Source organism: Kibdelosporangium banguiense (assembly GCF_017876405.1).
Classification (GTDB): domain Bacteria; phylum Actinomycetota; class Actinomycetes; order Mycobacteriales; family Pseudonocardiaceae; genus Kibdelosporangium; species Kibdelosporangium banguiense.
In genome coordinates this window covers 1,230,476-1,252,236 of the sequence record NZ_JAGINW010000001.1, presented here as the reverse complement: position 1 = coordinate 1,252,236, position 21,761 = coordinate 1,230,476, and the positions used below count along the sequence as shown (strand labels likewise).

Annotated in this window: 19 protein-coding genes, 1 pseudogene and 1 riboswitch; of the genes and pseudogenes, 9 read left to right on the top strand and 11 right to left on the bottom strand. The window is 66.0% G+C overall.

Annotation, left to right across the window (positions count from 1 at the left end):
- Positions 1–452 precede the first annotated feature (452 nt).
- Together JOF56_RS60660 and JOF56_RS05930 are read left to right on the top strand one after the other, a co-directional pair.
- A pseudogene (locus tag JOF56_RS60660) lies at positions 453–626 on the top strand (response regulator transcription factor); the annotation flags it as partial.
- A complete protein-coding gene (locus tag JOF56_RS05930; protein ID WP_209635292.1) occupies positions 626–2,746 on the top strand; it encodes an ATP-binding protein in 2,121 nt (706 codons plus the stop codon). The pseudogene JOF56_RS60660 and the gene JOF56_RS05930, both read left to right, overlap by 1 nt.
- A gap of 70 nt (positions 2,747–2,816) precedes the next feature.
- Here the strand turns inward: JOF56_RS05930 and JOF56_RS05925 are convergent, their stop codons facing one another.
- From JOF56_RS05925 to JOF56_RS05905, 5 genes are all read right to left on the bottom strand, one after another.
- Positions 2,817–4,619, bottom strand: a complete 1,803-nt coding sequence (locus JOF56_RS05925; protein WP_307854944.1) for an alkyl/aryl-sulfatase — start codon at positions 4,617–4,619, stop codon at positions 2,817–2,819.
- A 440-nt stretch (positions 4,620–5,059) separates the two neighbouring features.
- Positions 5,060–6,148: an IS630 family transposase gene (locus JOF56_RS05920; protein ID WP_209633336.1), complete on the bottom strand. Its 1,089-nt coding sequence runs from the start codon at positions 6,146–6,148 to the stop codon at positions 5,060–5,062.
- A 44-nt stretch (positions 6,149–6,192) separates the two neighbouring features.
- Complete coding sequence (locus JOF56_RS05915; RefSeq protein ID WP_209635290.1) at positions 6,193–6,771, bottom strand: Uma2 family endonuclease; 579 nt, start codon at positions 6,769–6,771, stop codon at positions 6,193–6,195.
- A 55-nt stretch (positions 6,772–6,826) separates the two neighbouring features.
- Positions 6,827–7,003 (bottom strand): DUF397 domain-containing protein, encoded by a 177-nt coding sequence (locus JOF56_RS05910; RefSeq protein WP_209635288.1) that lies wholly within the window; start codon positions 7,001–7,003, stop codon positions 6,827–6,829.
- Between the two features lies 1 nt (position 7,004).
- Positions 7,005–7,856 (bottom strand): helix-turn-helix domain-containing protein, encoded by an 852-nt coding sequence (locus tag JOF56_RS05905; RefSeq protein ID WP_209635286.1) that lies wholly within the window; start codon positions 7,854–7,856, stop codon positions 7,005–7,007.
- A gap of 257 nt (positions 7,857–8,113) precedes the next feature.
- Between JOF56_RS05905 and JOF56_RS05900 the strand changes: the two genes are divergently transcribed.
- The 4 genes from JOF56_RS05900 (at position 8,114) to JOF56_RS05885 (ending at position 11,032) form a co-directional block, all read left to right on the top strand.
- On the top strand, positions 8,114–8,338 hold the full coding sequence (locus JOF56_RS05900) for a hypothetical protein (protein ID WP_209635284.1): 225 nt from the start codon (positions 8,114–8,116) through the stop codon (positions 8,336–8,338).
- A 141-nt stretch (positions 8,339–8,479) separates the two neighbouring features.
- Complete coding sequence (locus tag JOF56_RS05895) at positions 8,480–10,294, top strand: carboxypeptidase-like regulatory domain-containing protein (RefSeq protein ID WP_209635282.1); 1,815 nt, start codon at positions 8,480–8,482, stop codon at positions 10,292–10,294.
- Between the two features lie 145 nt (positions 10,295–10,439).
- Positions 10,440–10,823, top strand: coding sequence for a VOC family protein (locus JOF56_RS05890; RefSeq protein WP_209635280.1), 384 nt, complete (start codon positions 10,440–10,442; stop codon positions 10,821–10,823).
- 53 nt (positions 10,824–10,876) lie between these two features.
- Positions 10,877–11,032 (top strand): DUF6131 family protein, encoded by a 156-nt coding sequence (locus JOF56_RS05885; RefSeq protein ID WP_209635278.1) that lies wholly within the window; start codon positions 10,877–10,879, stop codon positions 11,030–11,032.
- A 51-nt stretch (positions 11,033–11,083) separates the two neighbouring features.
- Here the strand turns inward: JOF56_RS05885 and JOF56_RS05880 are convergent, their stop codons facing one another.
- The 3 genes from JOF56_RS05880 to JOF56_RS05870 all read right to left on the bottom strand — a co-directional run bounded on the left by JOF56_RS05880 (position 11,084) and on the right by JOF56_RS05870 (position 15,207).
- On the bottom strand, positions 11,084–12,448 hold the full coding sequence (locus tag JOF56_RS05880) for a M20/M25/M40 family metallo-hydrolase (RefSeq protein WP_209635276.1): 1,365 nt from the start codon (positions 12,446–12,448) through the stop codon (positions 11,084–11,086).
- Positions 12,449–12,591: 143 nt separating this feature from the next.
- Positions 12,592–14,649 carry an N-acetylmuramoyl-L-alanine amidase gene (locus JOF56_RS05875; RefSeq protein ID WP_307854942.1) on the bottom strand — a complete coding sequence of 686 codons (2,058 nt, stop codon included), beginning with the start codon at positions 14,647–14,649 and terminating at the stop codon, positions 12,592–12,594.
- Positions 14,650–14,910: 261 nt separating this feature from the next.
- On the bottom strand, positions 14,911–15,207 hold the full coding sequence (locus JOF56_RS05870) for a 4a-hydroxytetrahydrobiopterin dehydratase (protein WP_209635273.1): 297 nt from the start codon (positions 15,205–15,207) through the stop codon (positions 14,911–14,913).
- A gap of 24 nt (positions 15,208–15,231) precedes the next feature.
- Positions 15,232–15,344: riboswitch (TPP riboswitch) on the top strand.
- Here JOF56_RS05870 and JOF56_RS05865 point away from each other — a divergent pair.
- From JOF56_RS05865 to JOF56_RS05855, 3 genes are all read left to right on the top strand, one after another.
- Positions 15,340–16,344: a thiamine ABC transporter substrate-binding protein gene (locus JOF56_RS05865; RefSeq protein WP_209635271.1), complete on the top strand. Its 1,005-nt coding sequence runs from the start codon at positions 15,340–15,342 to the stop codon at positions 16,342–16,344. (Overlaps the previous riboswitch by 5 nt.)
- Complete coding sequence (locus tag JOF56_RS05860; RefSeq protein WP_372447840.1) at positions 16,320–17,876, top strand: ABC transporter permease; 1,557 nt, start codon at positions 16,320–16,322, stop codon at positions 17,874–17,876. Before JOF56_RS05865 ends, JOF56_RS05860 begins: the two co-directional genes overlap by 25 nt.
- Positions 17,876–18,895: an ABC transporter ATP-binding protein gene (locus JOF56_RS05855; protein WP_209635269.1), complete on the top strand. Its 1,020-nt coding sequence runs from the start codon at positions 17,876–17,878 to the stop codon at positions 18,893–18,895. The genes JOF56_RS05860 and JOF56_RS05855 overlap by 1 nt, the downstream gene beginning before the upstream one ends.
- Here JOF56_RS05855 and JOF56_RS05850 read toward each other — a convergent pair.
- The 3 genes from JOF56_RS05850 to JOF56_RS05840 are packed head-to-tail and all read right to left on the bottom strand — an operon-like array spanning position 18,857 to position 21,746.
- On the bottom strand, positions 18,857–19,693 hold the full coding sequence (locus tag JOF56_RS05850; protein WP_209635267.1) for an ABC transporter permease: 837 nt from the start codon (positions 19,691–19,693) through the stop codon (positions 18,857–18,859). The genes JOF56_RS05855 and JOF56_RS05850 overlap by 39 nt on opposite strands.
- Complete coding sequence (locus JOF56_RS05845) at positions 19,690–20,652, bottom strand: ABC transporter ATP-binding protein (RefSeq protein WP_209635265.1); 963 nt, start codon at positions 20,650–20,652, stop codon at positions 19,690–19,692. Before JOF56_RS05845 ends, JOF56_RS05850 begins: the two co-directional genes overlap by 4 nt.
- Positions 20,649–21,746: a LolA family protein gene (locus JOF56_RS05840; RefSeq protein WP_209635263.1), complete on the bottom strand. Its 1,098-nt coding sequence runs from the start codon at positions 21,744–21,746 to the stop codon at positions 20,649–20,651. Before JOF56_RS05840 ends, JOF56_RS05845 begins: the two co-directional genes overlap by 4 nt.
- Positions 21,747–21,761: the final 15 nt, after the last annotated feature.

Genomic DNA, 21,761 nt, shown 5'->3' with positions numbered 1-21,761 from the left:
TGCTGAGTCCAGACTGGCCAATAACGACGCTCAACTGGCCAACTGAAGCGCTCAGTCACACTCGGATGACGCCGCTGCCCTTGCATCGCCTGTCGGTGACACGGAAAGGCGCACTGTCTCGCTGGCGTTTGGTGGCCATTGTCGAGACTGCGTCTGTTCCTGCTGTTCCACCATGCCGGGCTGCTGCCGCATTCTTAACGCTGAAGTTGTGCCTGCTGCCTGGGTCTTCTTTCGGTGCGGAGGTTGGTGGAGTGCTCAGCGAGGGCCGGTACTGGCTTGACCGCGCCCTGGCCCAGCAGTTGCGGCCCTCCGTGGAGCGGGCCCGAGCCCTCTGCACCGACAGCATGCTCGCCGGGCAGCAAAGCGATGTCCCCGCCGCGTCGGCCCTCGTGGAAGAGGGACGGCAGGTCGCGGAGCAGTTGGGCGATGCCTCGACACGCGCGCTGTTCACGGTTGCCGAGCTGGTCGCGCAGGGATTGTCCGACAAGGACATCGCCGTCCGGTTGGTGATCGCCCAGCGCACCGCCGAGGGCCATGTGGAACGCATTCTGGGCAAGCTCGGCTTCACAACCCGCGTCCAGCTCGCCGCCTGGGTCGCCGGACAACGGGAAGGCCGGGACCGGTGATGGCCGGCGCCGGATCAGGCTGGCTGGTGGGCAATCTGCCGGGCGAGGTGACGAGTTTTGTGGGTCGCCGGCGCGAGACCGCCCAGGCCACGCGGTTGCTGCGGCGTGCGCGGCTGGTCACGCTGACCGGGGTGGCCGGGATCGGCAAGACCCGGCTGGCGTTGCGGGTGGCCGCCCAGGCACGTGGGGCCTTCCTGGATGGGGTGTGGCTGGTCGAGCTGGCCGCACTCACCGACGACGCGCTGCTGGCCCCGGCACTCGCCGACGTCCTGGATATCCACTATCCGCAGGGGCAGCGGTCTGCCACGGACATGCTGGTGGACTACTTACAGGACAAACAGCTGCTGCTGGTGCTGGACAACTGCGAGCACCTCCTCGACGTGTGCGCGGTGCTGGCCTGCAGGCTGCTGGCCGCGGCGCCCGGACTGCGGATCCTGGCCACCAGCCGGCAGGCCCTGGCAGCGTCCGGGGAGCACCGGCTGGAGGTGCCGCCGTTGCCGGTGCCGGATCCGGAACAGCCGATGACCCCGCGCACCGTGGCACGTCATGAAGCGGTGCGGTTGTTCGCCGAGCGAGGCGCAGTCGCCCGGCCCGGGTTCGTGATCGATCCGCACAATCGCGCCACGATTGTGCGGATCTGCCGGCGGCTGGATGGCATCCCGCTGGCCATCGAGCTGGCGGCGCTGCGGGTCCGGGCCATGCCGGTGAACGAGATCCTGCATGGGCTGGACGACTATCTGGGGTTCCTGGCCGCCGGGAGCCGCGTCGCGGTCCCGCGCGTGCGGACGTTGCGGGCGGCGATCGACTGGAGCTTCGCGCTGTGCTCGCACGAGGAGAAGCAGCTGTGGGCCCGGGCCTCGGTGTTCGCTGGCGGGTTCGACCTGGACGCGGCCGAAGCGGTCTGCAGCGGCCAGGGCATCGCCCGTGAGGACGTCGTCGACCTGGTGGCCGGACTGGTGGACAAGTCCGTCCTGACCCGAACCCACGAGGACACCGGCACCCGCGCGCGGTACCGGATGCTGGAGGCCATCCACCAGTACGGCCAGGAACGGCTGGCCTCGTCCGGGCAGCAGACGGCCATGCGCGCCCGGCACCGCGACCACTACCGCCGGATGGTCACGCGGGCGGAGCAGGAGTGGCTGGGCCCGAACGAGCTGGCGTGGTTCACCGCTTTGCGGTGCGAGCATGCCAACCTGCGGGCCGCGCTGGAGTTCTGCCTGACCGAACCCGGCCAGGCACGGGTCGGCATCGAGATCGCGGCCGCGTTGTGGCTCTACTGGTTTTTCTCATGCTCGCATACCGAAGGCCGCTACTGGCTCGACCGGGTGCTGGAGTCGAATCCGCAACCGAGTTCGGCACGGGCCAAGGCCTTGTGGCTCAACGGCGAACTCGCCGTCATGCAGTCCGACATCGCTGCGGGGCTGTCGATGGTTGAGGACTGCCGCGGTCTGGCGCACCGGCTGGGCGACGAATCGGCCCTCGCCCATGCCACCCGGATTGTCGGTGTGGCGACGTACTTTCAGAACGACGTTCCGGGCGGGGTCGGGCTCCTCGAGGACGCGCTCGGCCGCCTCCGCGGGCTCCGCAGCCCTGACGTCTGGGTTGCCCTGTTCCAGCTGACCGTGATGACCGCGACTCTCAACGAACCCGAGCGGGCCGTCGACCTCGGCGAGGAGTGCCTCGCGCTGTCGCATCCCCGCGCACACCTGTCCAGGTCCTGGACGCTGTGGGCGCTGGCCATCAGTCGCTGGCTGACCGACGACCGGCAGAGTGCCAACAGGCTGGTTCGCGAGGGCCTGCGCACCGACCAACCGTTCACCAACCGATGGGGCTTGGCCCACAGCATCGAGATGCTGGGCTGGATCGCGGCAGCCGAGGGACAGTACCCACGTGCCGCCCGGCTGCTCGGCGCAGCTGACCCGCTCTGGCGATCGACCGGCGTCCAGCTGACCATGGTGAGGTATCTGGCACAGTCCCACGAGCACTGCGAACACATCGCTCGTCACGCGCTGGGGGATGAGCAGTTCACCGTGGCTTTCCAGCACGGCACCCGATTCACTCCCGACCAGGCCATCGACTATGCCCTTGACCAGACCGGCGAACCATCCACCACGGTCTAGCCCACACCGGAAAATGACCGCCATGACCACCGCGACGCCGCTCGCGCCCATGCCGGCCGGTCGAATGAGCCTAGGGCGTGACGACCGCGAACGCCTCGTTGGGCGTCTCCAGCAGCCCCATCAGCCGGGGCAGCGCGGCGGGATCGCCGTCATGGTCGATCCCGTCCAGCCGTTGCGTGGCGAGCAGGCCGAGGAGCTCCCGTTCGGTGAGGGTGATGGTCAGGTCCGGCGTCGCCGGGCTCTTGGGGTTCTCAGTCTGGATCAGCGCCCCGTTGGACAAGGTCAGCCGCACCGTCGTGCCGCTGTCGGTGAACCGCCAGTCGATGACCAGGGATTCCGCCGCCGCGCGCGGACCGTCGAGCCGGACCGCGAGGCTGTCGAACAGTTGCTGCACGGTGAGCGCGGCCGCCATGCCGGCTGTGGTGACCGGTGACGGCTTGACGCCGTGGCGCAGCTCATAGGCGCCGGTCAGGTAGAAAGTGCGCCAGGTGGCGTTCTCGCAGCCGTAGCCGAGCTTGTCGTAGACCTCGGCGAGGGCGTCCCGGGCGGCGGCGTCGTTCGGATCGGCGAACACAGCGTGCTTGAGCAGTTCGGCGGCGAAGCGGAGGTCGCCGGCATCGGCATAGTCCTTCGCCTTGTCGCGCACCGCCTGCTGCCCGCCGATCACGTCCACATAGCGGGTCGCGGCGGCCTGCGGCGGGTGCGCCCAGAGCGACGAGGGATGGCCATCGAACCAGCCCAGGTAGCGCTGGTAGATCGCCTTGACGTTGTGGCTGACCGAGCCGTAGTAACCCCGTGCGTGCCAGGCAGCGTCCAACGTCGGCGGCAGCGTGAAGTCCTCCGCGATCTCGACGCCGGTCAGCCCGGTGTTCAGCAGCCGCAGCGTCTGGTCGTGCAGGTAGGCGTACAGGTCGCGCTGCTCGGCCAGAAACCGCACCACGTTGCCGGTACCCCAGACAGGCCAGTGGTGCGAGGCGAACGCGACGTCGGTGTCGGCGCCGAACAACTCGACCGCCTCGTTGAGGTAGCGCGACCACGCCCGTGGGTCGCGGACCAGTGCGCCGCGCAGTGTGAGCAGGTTGTGCAGGTTGTGCGTGGCGTTCTCTGCCATGCACAGCGCCCGCCGGTCGGGGAAGTGGAAGTTCATCTCCGCGGGCGCCTCGGTGTTCGGGGTGATCTGGAAGACGATGCGCACCCCGTCGACGATCTCGACCTGGCCAGTACGGGTGATGTCCACCGTCGGCGGGATCAGGCCCAGCGAGCCGGTGGAGGTGGCGATGCCCAGGCCGGTGCTGACCTGCCCGGTGGGGCTCTGGTCGAGCAACATGCCGTACATGTAGTCCGCGCGACGGGTCATCGCCACTCCGGCGTAGACGTTCTCCGACACCGCGTGCCCGAGGAACCCCTCGGGCGCCAGGATCGGCACGTCCCCAGCGCCATCGGGCAGGACTCCTTCCACGCCGCCGAAATGGTCGGCATGCGAGTGGGTGTAGATCACCGCGGTGACCGGCCAGTCGCCGCGGTTGCGCCGGTACAGCGCCAGCGCCGCGTCCGCGGTCTCGGCCGAGACCAGCGGGTCGATGACGATCACCCCGGTGTCGCCCTCGACGAGGGTCATGTTGGAAAGGTCCAGCCCACGCACCTGGTAGATACCGTCGGTCACCTTGAACAGGCCGTTCTTCAGGCACAGCTGGGCCTGTCGCCACAGGCTCGGATTCACCGTGTCCGGACACTCGCCGGCCAGGTAACGGTACGGCTGCAGATCCCAGATCGTCCGGCCATCCGCGGCCTGGACCATGCAGGGATCAAGCCTGTCGATGAACCCCCGCTCGGCGTTCTCGAAGTCCGTCCTGTCCGAATAGTCCAGTGGCACGGTCCCCACCTTCCTTCGCGAGCGAGACCGTCTCTACCGTCGGCAATCCTTCTCGCGCGAGCCGATGGCGGGCATCACCCAGAACAGGTGAAGGCGTGGGCGGAAGGCCGCGGGCAGGATCTCCAGATCCACACATTTGCCGCCGAGGTGAAGGTTGCGCTGAGCGATCGCGCGACGAGGATGCTCAACCATCCGTCGAGACGGCCATGGATCGCGGGCCGCTGGGCTGAGGCCGGAGATATTGACTGCTGGGACGCGATGCGGGATACCGGCCTGCGTGGCAGGCCGGTATTTCAGTCGGATTTGACGCAAAATGGATAGCGTACGGCGAAACGGGGTTATCGAGCAACCGGCAGAATTGTCATGACCTGATCGCGCGTCGTGTGTGAAGTGCGCCGTGTGTCACGGAGATTGCTCTGTATCGCGCACATGGCTTTGGTCTAGTGTCCCGAGTCGTTAATTCGTAGGCAGTAGGCTGCTAGTGTTTCGAGGATCTCGTCGGCGGTCTTGGTCCACACGAATGGTTTCGGGTCTTTGTTCCATTCGTTGATCCAGACGCGAACATCGCGTTCGAGCTCGACGACGCTGCGATGAGCGGAGCGGCGCAGCTTGCGCCTGGTCAGCTCGGCGAACCAGCGTTCCACCAAGTTCAGCCAGGACCCGCTGGTGGGGGTGAAGTGCAGTTGGAACCGTGGGTGGCGCAGCAGCCACTTCTGGACCTCAGGGGTCTTGTGGGTGCCGTAGTTGTCGCAGACCAGGTGCAGATCCAGCTCGGCCGGCACGGCTTTGTCGATCGTTTTCAGGAAGCGCAGGAACTCTTGGTGGCGATGGCGGCGGTGGTGCTCGGCGATCACCGAGCCGCTGTCCAGGTCCAGCGCGGCGAACAAGCTGGTAGTGCCGTGCCGGACATAGTCGTGGGTCATCCGCGCCGGGGTGGTGGGCATGATCGGCAGGATCGGTGCGGTGCGATCCAGCGCCTGCATCTGGGATTTCTCATCGACACAGAGCACCAGCGCGTTCGTCGGCGGGTCCAGATACAACCCGACGATATCCCGGACCTTCTCGATGAACTGCGGATCGGTGGACAGCTTCCACGTCTGCACCAGGTGCGGCTTCAAGCCGAAAGCCCGCCAGATCCGCGAGATCGCCGACTGCGACATGTCCGTGGCCGCCGCCATCGACCGCGTCGACCAATGCGTGTCATTGCGCGGTGGCTTCTGCTCCAGCGTCGCGGTGATCACCCGCTCGACCTGCTCGTCAGTGATCGTGCGCGGCGCCCCCGGCCGCGGCTCATCGGTCAACCCCTCCAACCGATCCCGCACAAACCGCGCCCGCCACTTACGGACCGTCTCCCGCGACACCCCCAGAATCTCGGCAATCTCGCTGTTCGACCGATCTTTCGCACACTCCAGCACAATCCGCGACCGCAACGCCAACGCCTGCGCGGTCATACGACGACGCGTCCAGCCCGTCAGAACCCGACGCTCCTCATCGGACAGTTCCAGCGGCACAGGCTTCGGACTCGGCATCCACCCAGTCTAGTCAACTGCCTAGAAACTTACGACTCGACACACTAGCTCTTCACACGGACCAGATTGTCGAGGTCCAGAGTGATCGGGAACGGCACCTGCACCTCGAGCTTGCTGCGGAAAATGCTGGCCGCTACATAGGCCCGGGTTGGTTCGTCCAGTTCGTAGACATGTACGACTGGTTTGCTGTCATGCTCCTCGACGATCCAGTAGTGCGCGATGCCGGCCTCGGCGTACTTGCGGAGCTTGACAGTGGTGTCACGGTGAGCCGATTCCGGAGATACGACCTCGACTGCGAGCAGCACGTCCGCAGGCGCGAACCAGGTGAGGTCGGGGTCGAATGGCGTTGTGTTCACCATGACGTCCGCCTCTAGGCGGTTGCGGTCATCCAGCCGGATGGTCATCCTGCAGTCCACCCCGACACCGGCCGGGGCATGGTGGGTGAGCGCGTTGGCAAGAGTGGTGACCACGCGGCCGTGCCATGACCGCTGCGGCCACAACATGAAGACGAGTGCTCCGTCGATCAGTTCCGTATGGCGAGGCGCTTCGGGGAGATGGTCCAGATCGTCCGCGAACCAGCCTTCGGGCCGAGGAGGATTCATCCATTCCGGCAGAGCGGTCATGGCTCTACTGTAATGCCTCTGTACGCCTGGTAGCGGCGTACAGAGGCGTCCTTGCTCAACGGTCGAACTGGCCTGTCTTGATGGCGTGCACTAACGCGGCCACATTTCCGTCCAGGGCGGAGCCGGTCGGACTTTTCGAGTCTCGAACCTGCTTGAAGGTATTGCGAATCTCGACACAGTTGGCGTCGTTCTGGCTGTACCGAGATTTTCGCCATGTATCTCCGGTTGCCAATTTACCTCTCCAATCTTTCTGCGAAGTCTGCGATCAGGGCGAGTGATGTCTCTGGAGGCAGGGATTTCTGGATGATCATTTGGATGGCGTTCTCGTAGGCCGCTACATCGTTGTCTTCGTGCAGCATCAGTACCGACCTGCGGGTGCCTACGAACACGATCGACGCTGCGGGCCTTGCAGGAGTTGCTTTGGACTTGATGCACGAAAAGGCGCCTTCCAGTCCTGGATGCCAGCCGCCATGGTCGGGCATTATCCTCAGGGTGATGTTGGGGCGTTTCGCCATGTCGAGCAAATGCTTCATCTGCTCGAGAGTGACCTGTTTGCCTCCGATGTCCTGACGCAGTGCCGCATGGCCGAGCAGGACGAGCAGGTCGGCGGGCCTGTTCTTGGTGATGATCTCCCTGCGGCCGATCCGGGAGGCCACCCGGGCGGCGATCTCGCCGGGCAGCACGCCTCCGCCGGTCATGATCGCCTGGATGTACTCGGTTGTCTGCAGCAGGCCGGGGATCAGCAACGGTGCGACTTCGACGATGCTGGTGGCGTTCTGTTCCCAGTCGATGTAGGCGACCATTTGCTGTCGCTGTTCCGGCAGGGTGGTGGCGACCCATAGCGATTCGTTGGTGCCGTAGGCGAGCGTCATGATCTCGTCGTAACGGTTTCCCTCGACACCCAGTTTAGTGAGAATCTGGGCGACTTGTTCCGGTTTCGGCGTCCGGTCGCCGGTTTCCCATCTGGACACCACGCCGATATCACGACTGACCGCTGCGGCGACCTCACGCAACAACAAGCGCTTGCTTTCCCGAGCCTCTCGAAGTGCCGCGCCCAGAGCTCGTGCCTTCGGTGTCCGAGCCATCCCATCTCCGTAGTTGTCGGCCGGTAACAGCATAGCGTGACCGGATTGCCGGTGGTATCACCCGTTGCGGGCAGGCAAATCACTTGTACGGATTACCTGGTTGTCCAAGACTGAACAAGTCCATGTCATCAATCTAACGCAATTATTCGAGAGGGCAACTCGTGCACATCAAACCGGCCACTGGAATCCCCAATCATGATATTCCCGGCCATTGGCTCGTGCCGCCGTGGCAGGCCCATGCCGATACCACTGAGGTCGTGAGGCATTTTCTCCGCTTCCATCCGCGCGGCGCCACCACGGCCCAGTGCCTCGACTACTACCAGGGGTACGCCAAGGCGCTCGCGGAGGCTTCGACCCAGCACTTGACCCAGCCCGTCGACTGGCGGTGTCACGAGGAGTTGCGTGACTGCATCGCGCGTTGTGTCCTGGCCTACCAAGAGAAGCTTCAGGCCGAAGCCGCCGGTGGTCAACTGGCGTCGTAGGTGTGTGTCCACCTGGCTCGGTGTCGCACGGCCGAACGGCTGCTGACAGATATGGCTGGCGCGCCTTAGATTGCTGGCCTGTTGTGCCGTGGTCGCCGTGGGGGTTCCGCCCTGCCGCGCCGGCGCCGGGGGAGGAAGGCAATGAGGATCCGACTGACGGCATTGGCCGCTGCGATCATGTTGCTTGTCGCGACGGGCGGTACTGCGAGTGCTGAGGTGGTGTTGGCGTACGGCACTGTTGCCGACAGGTTCACCGGCAAGCCGGTGGCCGGGGCCTGCGTCTCGGTGTACGACGCCGGGCAGGTCGAAGTCGGCCGGGACTGCGCCGACGAGGCGGGCAGATACGAGGTCAGTGGCCCGGACAGCGGGTACTACAAGATCAAGGCCACCGCGCCGGGATATGCCGACACCTGGAACGCGGATCTGCTTGGTGACGCCCGCGACTTCGACGGTGCGCAATCGAGGTATCTGTCCCGCGAGTTTCTCAACCTCGGGCTTCGCCCACCGGGTGAAGGGGCGTTGAGCGGCCGGGTGACGGCCGGCCACACCGTACGCGGCCAAATCCAGGTGCGGCCCTATGACGTCGACTATCCGCAGCAGCGGCTCCAGTGGGTCACTGTCGCGGACGACGGTACGTACCGGATCGCCGGACTGTGGTCCGCCCACTACAAACTTGAGATCAGCACGAGCTATGACGGAGACCAGTGGTATCGCCAGAAGGAGACGTTGTCCGAGGCTGATGTGATCACTGTGCCGGCAGGCCCGGACGTCGTCGTCGACGAGCAGATCATTCCACCTGGCACCATCGATCTGACCGTTGTGGACGAGGTGAGCGGTGCCCCGGTCAAGGAATTCTGTGTCTTCGCACCAGGAGTCGGCGCCGAACGGCCGTGTACGACGACAGGTCAGATCAGCTACCAGCTCCCGCGTGGCACGTATTATCTGGCGATCACCACGCAGAAGACCCATTTCTCGTCAAGCGTGGCTGGAGTTGTCGTCCGGCCTGGCGAGGTCACGAAGGTCGTCGAGAAAGCGAAGCCCGCCATCGCGATCCAGACGACTGTCAGGGACGCCGCTACCGGCAGGGCGGTAGCAGACACATGCGTGGAGCCCATCGAGGTGGCAGGCCACGGCGTTCCCGGTTCGGAGTTCGGCAGGAACGAATGGTGCAGTGACCAGAACGGGCAGATCACCATTGGCCCGCTCACCCCGGCCGCGTACCAGCTGCTGGTCCGGCCCAAGGACAAGAAGTACGGCATGCAGTGGGTCGGCCGGCTGAGCGGTGGCACAGGTGACCAGCGCTACGCCCGCAAGATCGACGGCCCGGGAGGTGTCCTCACCCGGCTGCCACCGATCCGCCTGGATCCGGCCGGCACTGTCTCAGGGACCGTCACGGACAAGCAGACGGGCCGGCCCATCGCCAATATCGGTGTCCTTCCATACGCCACAACAACTTCCTATGCCCGCGACGCGGTCCGCACTGATGAGCAAGGCAACTACCGGTTGACTGGGCTCGGCCCGTACTTCTGGCCGCTGGAGTACGTGAACATCCAGGGAACGTACGCGTGGCAGTGGTCGGGCGGCGCGGCGGATCGATTCGACGCCAAGATGCTGAAGGTCGACGCCGGCCGCGACACGAAGGCTGACGAGAGCCTGTCTCCCGGCGGCGCTTTCGCCGGCAGGACGAGCATCGCGGGGCAGCCGTACGGTTGGGTCGAGGTGAAGCCCGTCAACGCCCGGACCGGGGACGTCGCCGGTCAGGTCGAAACCGACTTCAGCCAGGGTTATGTCATCGACGGCCTGGCGACGCAGGACTTGAAGATCCACTTCCGTGAGGTGTCCTCGGCCAGGTACCGGACGATCTGGTACAAGGACGCGACGTCCTACGCGACCGCGACGCCGGTGTGGATCACCGCGGGCCAGACGGTCGGCGGCATAGATCAGCGAATCCAGTAGGACCGACCCGAGGTGTACACAGTGGATGATGGGGCGAATCCGGTTTCTGTCGCTAATCGGTGAGGAATCAACAGGGCTGGCGAGGAGTGGGGGACAGGGCTAGCGTGCGGGACGGACCACTTCGGACAACCTGAAGGGTACGGCGATGAGCGGCAGAGTCGTGCATTTCGAGATCCCGTTCGATGACGGTGAGCGGGCGCGGGCGTTCTATCAGGATGCGTTCGGCTGGAACATCATGGCCATGGGGGAGGACTACCACTTGGTGATGTCCGGGCCGACGGAGCAGGAGACCGGGCCGACGGAGCCTGGGTTCATCAATGGCGGGATGCTCGAACGCGGCAGCAACCCGGTGACGTCACCGGTCCTTGTGGTGGATGTACCGAGTATCGATGAGGCGCTGGAGAAGATCGAGAAGCTCGGTGGCGCGACGGTCACCGGAAAGACACCGGTCGGTGACTTTGGGTTCTCGGCTTACTTCAAGGACCCGGAAGGCAATCTGATGGGCCTTTGGGAATCCGTCGGGCAGTAGGTTTGGCCTCGGATCGGGTGGCTACTCCTTAGGTGTCCCCCTATGGAGGTGTCATGATCATCCTTGGTGCGATCCTGTTGGTGATCGGTTTATTGGCCGGTATCTCGATCCTGACCACGATCGGCGGGATCCTGCTGGTAGTTGGTTTGATACTGACGCTGCTGGGCGCCGTCGGCCGTCCGATTGCCGGCCGTAGGACGTTTTACTGACGCTCTCGCCGAGGGTGCCCGCCGCGAACGGCGGGCACCCTCGCGAGGGTTTCAGTGCCTGCGCAGCAGATCGTAAGACGCGGCACCGATCAGCTCGAGCGAAACCTGAAGGCGCTCAAGCGATACGTTGTCCGCAATGGTGTCCTCCGGCGTGTGATACGTCGGTTCGAGTGCAGCGGGGCCGCTTTCGCCTCGCCAGCTGAAGTTGCCGGACGCGATACCGCGTTCGTGGAAAGGCACGTGGTCACTGGAGCCGCGTGCGACGGGACCGCGTGTACGCGGGTCGTAGCCGAGGCGTTTTGCCGCTGCGGCAACGGCTTGAGTGCACGCGTTGTCGCCGCCGTCGACCGACAGCAGCCAGTACACGGTGGCTGGGTCGAAGCTTGTGGCGACCATGTCGTTCTGGAAACACCCCGCGATGCGGGACACGTCCGCGTCCACCAACTGGTTGACGTAGTGACGAGATCCCAGCAATCCGTATTCTTCCGCGCCCCACAAGGCGAATCGCACGGCTTTGGTCGTCGGCAGGTGCCGCAGCACGCGCGCCAGTTCGAGGCACAGGACCGTGCCGCTGCCGTCGTCGTTGGCGCCTGGTGAGCCAGGAACGCTGTCGTAGTGCGCACTCACCATGACAACGCCCTTGTCCCGGCTCGGGAAAGTCGCCGGCCGTTCGGCGATCACGTTGTGCGAAGTCAAATTCTTGTACTGGACGGTGGTCGCTTTCACGCGCACCGGTCCGGCTGCCAGCCGTTTGCGCAACCGTTCGACCTGAACCTGGGCAATGCCGAGAACCGGAATTGCCACCGGCGTGGGAAGGGTGGGCGAGAATGCACCCAAACGACGTAACGGATCTGCGCCCACTCGGCCGAGTAATACGGCAATCGCGCCACGCTGGGCCGCGGTCGAATAGGCGTCCGCGACATTCTGAACCGCCGCGATAAGGACAATTTTTCCGGTCAGATCGGCGGGCAGCGTGCTGCCGTCGCCCACGTCCACCACAGTCCCCTCGCGGGTGACGTCCTGCAAGGACTGTGGTGACGAGCCCGTCTGCCACGTGTCGCGGCCGACACGAACCGAACCCAGGAACTTGTCGGCGATCGCGAACGGCTGCACGGTGACCTGGTACCGCAGGTCCCGCAGCACCCGGGCGATGTAGTCCTTGGCCTTGAGTTCCCCTGGCGTACCGGCGATCCGCGGGCCGATCTGGTCGCTGAGCACCCGCAGGTGCTCCAGTGCACGATGCGCCCGGACCCGTGCGACTACCGGGTAATCGCCGAAACCCAGCGACGGCGCGTACTGCGCGCCCTGGCGTTGCCGGTTGGCGGACGCCGCCGCAACTGGATTCAGACCGACGGTCGCCGCCCCTGCGAGCGCTACCGCACCGGTCAGGACACCACGTCTGCGCAGACCAGCCATCGCCAGATCCCTCGATTCCTTGACGACACACCCAGTTCAAGTAGCCAAATCGATCCGATGGCCGCCCAACAACCCGCCGAAAGGCCCGTTTTGCACGAAAAAAGAGGGCCCTGCCGAAGCAGGGCCCTCAAGGTGACAGTTAGTTACGGGTAACGGTGATCAGTGGCCTGACCAGTGGCGAAGCTGTAGAAGATGTAGCCGCCCTGGAAGTCGCTGCGCAGCCCGCCCGGGGCCGGGTGCTCGTCGCTCGTCGGGAAGCCGAGGTACGAGGTCTCCCAGCCGAGTGCGGCCCACCGCTGCTTGATGAGGCCTTGGACGGAGTGTGCTCCGGTGGCGTTGGACCAGTAGATCGAGCCGCCCTGACCGGCGAAGTGGTTGTACCGGCCGAGCTTGTTCGGCGTCACGGTCTCGTCGGTGGTCGGGTAGCCGAGCACACCGGCCTCCTTGTTGAGCTCGACCCACTTGCCCTTGATCGCACCCTGGAGCGAATGCGCTCCAGTGGCGTTGGACCAGTAGATCGAACCGCCCTCACCGGCGAAGTCGTTGTAGCGCCCGCCGTTCGCACCGACGAGCTCGTCGGTGGTGGGGTAGCCCAGGAAGCTGTTCTCCCGGCCGAACTCGTTCCACTTGCTCTTGATCGCACCCTGGACCGAGTGCGCCCCGGTGGCGTTGGACCAGTAGATCGACGCGCTTTCCTTCTGGAAGTCGTTGTAGCGCCCGTTGGTGGCGCCCAGCTCGTCGCTGATCGGGTAGCCCAACGGCCCGGCTTCCTTGTTCAGCGCGGCCCACCGCTGCTTGATCGCACCCTGGACCGAGTGTGCCCCGGTGGCGTTGGACCAGTAGATCGAGCCGTCCTGGAACTCGAAGTCGTTGTACCGGCCGAGGGTGTCCGGTGTGGTCAGTTCGTCGGTGGTGGGGAAGCCGAAAACGCCGAACTCGAAACCGAGCTGGGCCCACCTGTCCCGGATGGCGCCCTCGATGATCCTCGCGCCGGTGCCTGCGGACCAGTACACCGACTTGCTGTCACCGGCGAAGGTCGCCCACCGGCCGCCCCGGCCGGAGTCCTGCTCCACCCGGAACGGGCCCTGCAGCGGGCCCGCGTCCGCGCCGGCCGCCTGCCACTTCTGGTAGATCGGGCTCGCGGTCCAGACACCCATCCGCTCGGTGACCTTCTGGCGGATCGTCGGCATCAGGTCGTATGCCTTCTGACCTGGGCATTCGGTGTTGCCGACGTCCCGGTGGGCGAAGATGACCGGCAACGTCACCGGGGTGCCCGCCGGGTACTTCGACGTTCCGCCACCGCCGGAGATCAGCGTGACTGTGCCGTTCGGGTCGCGGTAGCCGTTGGCGAACTTCCACGCCACGACCGAGGCCACGGCGTCGATCTGCGGGCCGGACGGCTCGATGTCCGTTTCGAAGTTGCCCATCATCGACACACCGAAGGTGAACTGGTTGAAGCCACCCGCGTGCGCTCCCCAGACCGGCGACTCGAGCCCGCCGATGCGGCCTTCGAAGATCTGGCCGAACTTGTCGACCAGGAAGTTGTAGCCGATGTCGCACCAGTCACGGTCGATGGCGTGGAACAGGTAGATGCCACGCATGATCGCGGCGGAGTCGGCGGCCGTGTAGTCGTTCGTGCCGGCCGTGTGGTGGATCGTGGCCGCCTTGATCGTGCTGGCGTACTCGATGCCGATCCCTTGCCGGGCAAAGCACGCGGTCCGGACCGATTCGTCCGCGCCCCACGCTGCCCGGCCGGCGATCACGGGCCGTCCTGCGGCCGCCGCGAGCGCTGCCCGCTGCCTCGGGCTGTCGGTCGCCTTCACGCCCGGGTCGATCAGTTTGAGCGCGAGGCCTGCCTGTTCGGCGCCACGCACCCGGATCGCTGTGGAGTGCCCCACCCACAACGGTTCAGTCTTGTTGTCGATCGCGTCATCGGTGTCCAGCGGCTCCCACGCGCCCCAGTCGCCACCCAGCCGCTTGACCTGGATCTCCACGCCTTCTGGAAGCTTCGCGGTGCCCGCGAGGGCGACCATGGCGAAGCGTCTGTCATTGATCTCGTTGACTCCTGCCGACCGTTTCGCCGCGGTGGATTCCAGCGCAACGGTTTCAATCCCTGTCCGGGCCGATTGAGCGTTCGCCACAGGAGCGAACAGCCCGGCTGACAGCACCGCTGTCAGTGTCAGGACGGCTAAAGAACGCACCAGCACCCCCAAGGTGGGTAACGGAAACCATTGATCATGGCCGTCGTGAGGGTACCGGGAGACCATCTGGGAGCATTGGGCATTACCCGGCTCGCCGCAATCTCGTGGACGTAACGGCGTAACGTGGCACTTGATCTTCGCAAAGTCAGGCGGGTGCCGGGCGTCAAAAACCGACATTGATGCCTCCCCTGTTCAACCACGTTACTCAGGGGGTCTGACGGTAATTCTGGGGAATTGTCCCGGCGAAACCGGGCATTACGGTCAGGTGTCGAGTGCCTCGATCACCGAGTCGATTTCGGTGGCCAGTGCGGTGTCCTTGGCGGTGAGCCCGCCTGCGGAGTGGGTGCTCAGTACGAAGGTCAGGGTTCGCCAGCGGATGTCGATGTCCGGGTGGTGGTCGTCGTTCTCGGCGATCTCGGCCACCCGGTTGACCACCTGGATCGCCTGCGGGAAGCTCGCGAGCTCCACAGTGCGCACGATGGTGTTGTCGTCCTGGCGCCAGGCGGGCAGGTGGCTCAGCGCCGATGTCAGCTCGTCGGAGGTCAGCAGTTCGGCCATCTGTCCATGGTGCATCTATGCTCACGGTTCTGCCACGGGAGTCCGGTGCGCCGGGCTGAGAGGAGGGCGATCCAGCCCTCGACCGTATGAACCTGATCCGGGTAATGCCGGCGCAGGGACGGGAGGACGAAGGTGAAACGGGTAGCAGCCGCCGCGCTCGTGCTGGTCACGGCCGGGTGTTCGCTTGCGACTGAGCAGCAGCCGAGCGGGCCCAAGAGCGTGACGCTTGTGACGCACGACTCGTTCAATGTCCGCAAGGAGTTGCTCGAGGAGTTCCAGAAGACCAGCGGCATCACCGTTGAGCTGCGTAAGTCCGGTGACGCGGGCGCGCTGACGAACCAGCTTGTGCTCACCAAGGCCAATCCGATCGGGGACATCGCGTTCGGTGTGGACTCCACGTTCGCGTCCAGGGCGCTGAGCGAGGGCGTTTTCCAGCCTTACGAGAGCCCGGAGGCCTCGAAAGGACCGCAGCGCTACAAAGCCGACGACAGCAACAAGCTGACCGCGATCGACGTCGGCGACGTCTGTGTGAACGTCCACACAGCAGGCCTGAAGGGCGTACCGGAGCCCAAGACGTTCGAGGACCTGGCCGACCTGAAGTACAAGGACATGTTCGTGGTGGAGAGCCCGGCCACGTCCTCGCCCGGCCTGGCGTTCCTGTTCGGCACGATCAAGCACTTCGGCGAGAACGGCTGGCAGGACTACTGGAGGAAGCTGAAGGCCAACGGCGTCAAGGTGGTCAGCGGCTGGGAAGAGGCCTACAACCAGGAGTTCTCCGGCGCGGGCAAGGGAACCAGGCCGATCGTGGTCTCCTACGCGTCCAGCCCGGCCGCGTCCCCGGACACCAAGGCGTTGCTGGACACCTGCTACCGGCAGGTGGAGTACGCGGGTGTGCTGGCCGGCGCCAAACATCCCGACGAGGCCAGGAAGGTCCTGGATTTCCTGCTCTCCCAGCCGTTCCAGGCCGAGGTCGCCGACCAGATGTACGTCTACCCGGCGCGCGAGGGTGTGGCGTTGCCTGAGGCGTGGCAGAAGGCCGCGCCGTTGCCGTCGAGCGCGGAGACGCTGTCCGCCGATGCGGTGACCAAGAACCGGGAGAACTGGGTCAACCAGTGGCGCTCGCTCGTCCAAGGGTAGGAGTCATCGCGCTGGCCCTTGTGCCACTGGGATTTCTCACCCTGTTCTTCGCTTGGCCGGTCGTCTCGATCATCGGCCTGGGCGTCCGCGCGCAGATGCTGGAAACCCTGGCGAGCGCGGACACCTGGAGCCTGGTCGGGTTCACTATCGGCCAGGCCGCAGCGTCCACTATGGTCGCTCTGCTGGCCGGGATGCCGTTGGCGTTCCTGCTCGCCCGGGTGAAACTGCCCGGCCGGGGCCTGGTCCAGGCGATCGTGCTGGTGCCGTTCGTGCTGCCCACTGTTGTTGTGGGACTGGCGTTCCGGACGTTGATGCCGGATGGCGGCGTTCTGTCGATCATCCTGGCGAACGCGTTCTTCAACGTGGCTGTGGTGGCGCGGACGGTCGGCGGATTGTGGGCCAACACGGACCGCAGAGCCGAGGACGCGGCGCGGGCCCTTGGCGCGACACGGTTCAAGGCGTTCACGGCAGTCGTGTTGCCTGCCCTGACTCCGGCGATCGGTTCGGCAGCGGCAGTGGTGTTCCTGTTCTGCTCCACCAGCTTCGGCGTCGTCCTGATTCTCGGCGGATCGGAATACCGGACACTCGAGACCGAGATATACCTGCGCACTGTCCAGCTGTTCGATCTGCCGGGCGCGGCGGCGTTGTCGATCATCCAGCTCGCCGCGGTGGTCGCTGCGCTGGCGGTCGGTGCCGTCGCGCGGAAACGACGGCAGGCCGCGCTGAAACTCCGTGGCCGTCAGGAGACCGCGCGTCGGCCGGTCGGCGGCGAGTGGGTCGTCGTCGGCATCGCGTACGGCGTGATCGCGTTGCTGCTCACGCCGATCATCAGCCTGATCGGCAACTCCAGCCTGGAAGGATTCCGGGCGCTGGCAAGTACCGGGCATGACAACAGCCTTGAGGTGACCGGGTTCCGGGCCGCGATGAACTCGCTGAGCACGGCCACGGACGCGACTGTTCTGGCTTTGATCCTGGGCGTGTTGTCGTCGGTCGCCTTGATGCGGCTGGGGCGTACGGCTGAACTGGTCGACGTGGCGATGATGCTGCCGCTGGGCGTTTCGGCGGTGACGGTCGGCTTCGGTTACCTGATCACCCTCGACGCGCTTCCGGGCGACCTGCGGACGTCGCCGTTGCTTGTGCCGCTCGCACAGGCGATCGTGGTCACGCCGCTGATCATCCGGATTCTGTTGCCGGTACTGAGATCCATCGACAACCGGCTCAGGCAGGCGGCGGGCACGCTTGGCGCGAGCCCGTTGCGGGTATGGCTGGAAGTGGACGTGCCGCTGGCCGGGCGGTCGCTCGTGACCGCGGCCGCGTTCGGATACGTGGTGGCGCTGGGGGAGTTCGGCGCGACAAGCTTCCTGGCCAGGCCGGACGCGCCCACGCTGCCGATCGCGATCGGGCGGCTCATCTCCAGGCCGGGCGAACTGAACAACGAGATGGCCTATGCCGCCTGCACACTGCTGATGGTGGTCACGATCGCGGTCGCGATCCTGATCGAACGCTTCCGGACCACCGTGGAGGAGTTCTGATGCGGATCAGGAACCTGACAGTCCAGTTCGGGGACCTCAAGGCCGTCGACGATGTCGATCTGGACATCGGCCGAGGCGAGGTCGTCGCGTTGCTGGGGCCGTCGGGCTGCGGCAAGTCGACGCTGCTCAGGTCGGTCGCGGGCCTGGAACCCGAGGCGCGCGGCTCCATTCACCGCGGCGACGTCGACCTGACGAAGGTTCCGGTGCACAAGCGGGACATCGGCCTGGTGTTCCAGGACGGCCAGCTGTTCCCGCACCGCGATGTCGCCGGGAACATCAAGTTCGGCCTGCGGATGCACAAGATCAAGGACACCGGCCCGCGCGTCGACGAACTGCTGGATCTCGTTGGCCTGAGCGGATACCAGCGCAGGCGCGTGACCGAACTGTCCGGCGGCGAGCAGCAACGCGTCGCTCTGGCCCGTGCGCTGGCGCCCAGACCCGAATTGTTGCTGCTTGACGAGCCGTTGTCCGCGCTCGACCGAGCGCTCAGAGAACAACTCGCGCTGGATCTCGCCCGGCTGCTGAGAAAAGCAGGCACAGCGGCGCTCGTGGTCACGCACGACCACGACGAGGCCTTCACGCTCGCCGACCGGGTTGCCTTGATGCGCAAAGGAAAGATCGTCCAGACGGGTACGGCTGAGCAGGTCTGGCGGCACCCGGTCGACGAACCCACCGCGACCTTCCTGGGCTGCGGCCTGATCCTCGACGCCGAGATCCGTGACCACGTCGTGGCCTTCGATCTCGGCGAGGTCGAGGTGGCCTGGGCGCCGGACGGGCCGGCCAGGATCGGTCTGCGTCCGCACGCCCTGGTCGCCGATCCGGACGGTGACCTGCAGGGCGAGGTCAGCGGCCGGGTGCACCGCCGTGACCACGTGCGCCTGCTGGTGAAGATCGAGCACCGGGAAGTGGACGCCGTCGCGAGCATCACCAACGCCCCCGAACCCGGCCAGAGCGTGCGCCTCAGACTGGACCCGGACGGGCTAGCCGTCCTTGGTGACCATCCGGGCCAGCGCGAGTGAGTACCCGATCACGATGTAGCACACCGCTCTGAGCAGGCCCGTTATCAGACCGTCCCACGGCATCGGGTCACGCAGGACGTCCACAATGGAGTCCCAGCTCTGGGTGATCAGGAACGGGTGCAGCCAGTCCAGCACCGGGATCGAGCTGAGCAGGCCGAACACGAACAGCCCGCCGATCACCGAGGCCATCACGAGCAACGGGTGCTCGGTCGCCGCGGACACCGCCAGCGCGATCGCGCCGATGGCCCACATCTGGACTGTCACCCACAAAGTCGCGATGACAACCCGCCACAACGCCTCGCCGACCGGCAATGTCGTGCCGGAGATCGTGACCAGGCTGCCCGGACCGGCGATGATCAATCCCGTCACGAACGCGATCACCGCGGTCATCACCGTCGCCGCCATCGACACGACCGCGACACCGAAAGCCTTGACCGCAAGCAGCCTCACCCGGCTCACCGGCGAGAGCAACAGCCCACGCAGCGTGCCATGCGACGCCTCGCCGGCCAGCGCGTCCGACGCTGTCATCGTTGTGCCCAACGGCAGGAAGAACAGCATGGTCGTGGACAACACGATCACCGGCAGCATGAGCCCGTTGCCGGCGACGGCCGCGACGATCGACTGGTTGCCGTTCGCCCGGACCGGCGCGTCGATCACCTGAGTGCCGATGCCGAACAGAATCGGGTACAGCGCCAGCAGACCGAGCAGGATCAACGTCCGTGGCCTGCGGAAGATCCAGCGCAGCTCCGAACGCAGCAGCCTGCCCAGCGGCGCCCTGGACACCGTGAAGGCGGTCATGTCGTCTCCGTGAGCTGGGCGAAGAGGTCTTCCAAACCGGTCCGCTGCCTGCGCACCTCGTAGACCGGCACATCGGCCCGCACCAACGTCGCCACGACTTCGGGCGCGGTCGACGCGGACAGATCCACCAGCAACCCGTCAGGCACGGCACGAGCAGGAATCCGGTTGTCCCGCAACGCGTCCACGGCGGCCGTGACCTCGGGTGTGGACACCAGCAGCCCGGCGTTGCTGGCTTCGAGCAGGTCCTTCAACTCGCCCTGCGCGACCACGGTTCCCTGATGCAGCACGGCCACATGCGTACACGTGGCCTCCACTTCGGACAGAAGATGCGACGAGACGAGCACAGTCGTCCCGGCGGCGTGCAGGTCCGCGATCACGGCACGGACCTCACGGGTCCCAGCCGGGTCGAGACCGTTCGTCGGCTCATCCAGCACCACGAAACGCCGTGGCACGAGCAAAGCCGCCGCCAAACCCATCCGCTGCTTCATACCGAGCGAGTAACCGCGATACCGCCGGTTCGCCGCGTCGGCCAGCCCGACTCGTTCCAGGGCTTCGTCCACCGCGCCAGGAATCGCCTTCGACGCAAGCAGCGGCTCAGCGGCGGCGCATCGCAGCAGGTTGTCGCGACCGGACAGGAAAGGGTGGAAACCCGGACCTTCGACCAGCGCGCCGACCTGCGGCAACACCGCCGCGGCTGCCTCTGGCAGGCGGGCGCCGAACAGTTCGATCTCCCCGGAGGTCGGGGTGGTCAGGCCGAGCAGCAGCCGGATCGTGGTCGTCTTGCCCGAGCCGTTGGGCCCGAGCATCCCGAGCACGGCGCCTTCGGGAACGTCCAGATCGACATGGTCGACCGCGACCGTGTTGCGGTACAGCTTGCGCAGGCCGCGGGTTTTTGCGGCCAACACGGGGGTGGGCACGGCCTCGGCCGTGCCCACCCCTGATGTTTCAGCGAACGTCACTTCACCTGCCCGATGGCCTCGGTGAGCACCTGCTCCGGGACGGCGCCGACCGCCACCCGGCCGTCAGTGGTCACCAGCGCGGTGCCCACCTTGGTGCTGAAAACGTACCCGCTGCCCCACGAGCCCGAGACCTCCTTGGCGAAGGACTTCAGCAGCGCGTTGGCGTCGAAGCCCTTGCCGCGGCCGTTGCCCTGCATCTGGCCCAGCATGCCGTTGAGGTCACCCGGCAGCTTCGCGCCCAGCACGGTGTCCCAGCCTTCGCCGATGGTCTGCAGCTTCAGGTTGCTCAGGAGGTTGCCCATGCCTTTGCGCATGTCGGCGTCGCCGCGGGCCCCCTTGTCGGAGCTGTCGCCTTCTTTCCGCTCTTTCACGGTCGCGCCCTGCGGCGGCGTGAACTTGAACAGGTCGGCGTTCTGCGGGCCGACCGTCAGCTCGGTGAACTCGACCTTGACCGCGGGCTCGGACTGGCCGTTGGCCAGCACCTGCAGCCGCAGCGGCAGCCTGGTCTCGGAGTCGACCGCGACCCGGATCTCCCGCAGCAACGTGCGCTCGGTCGGCTTCGGCGTCACGACCAGCTCGTACGCGGGGCGGGTGGCCACGCGTGCGGTGCCGTCGACCTTGACGTCGCTGTACTGGCGGACCAGGTTGAGCAGGTCCTTGCCCAGCGTCGCCGGGTCGCTGCCGGCCAGCTTCTCCTTGGTCACCGCGTCACCGTGCACGAACTTGCTCACGGTGTTGGACTGCGAGTCCCAGCTCCAGAGCGTGCCGCCGTCCTCGACGAACGTCTTCTCCGAAGTGCGGCTGGGCAACGTGGCGCGGTAGCGGTTCTGGCCGTCCGACCACACCGAGGCCGAGCCGGTGCCTTCCGGCAGCAGCTTCATCGGCAGCCCGAGGTTCTCGCTGGCGGTGACCTTGCCGGCCAGGGCAGGCACCTTCGCGGTCGCCACCGACTCGACCAGCTGGTCAGCGCTGATCTGGGGCAGTACGGGTGGCGGCTCGTCCGCGCCGGCCGGCATGGCCAGCACACCGAGGCCGATCACCCCTGCGAGCACCCCGGCCCCCGCGACGGCCAGTGCCGTCCTCTTGGTGTTCATCCGTTTCTCCCCGAT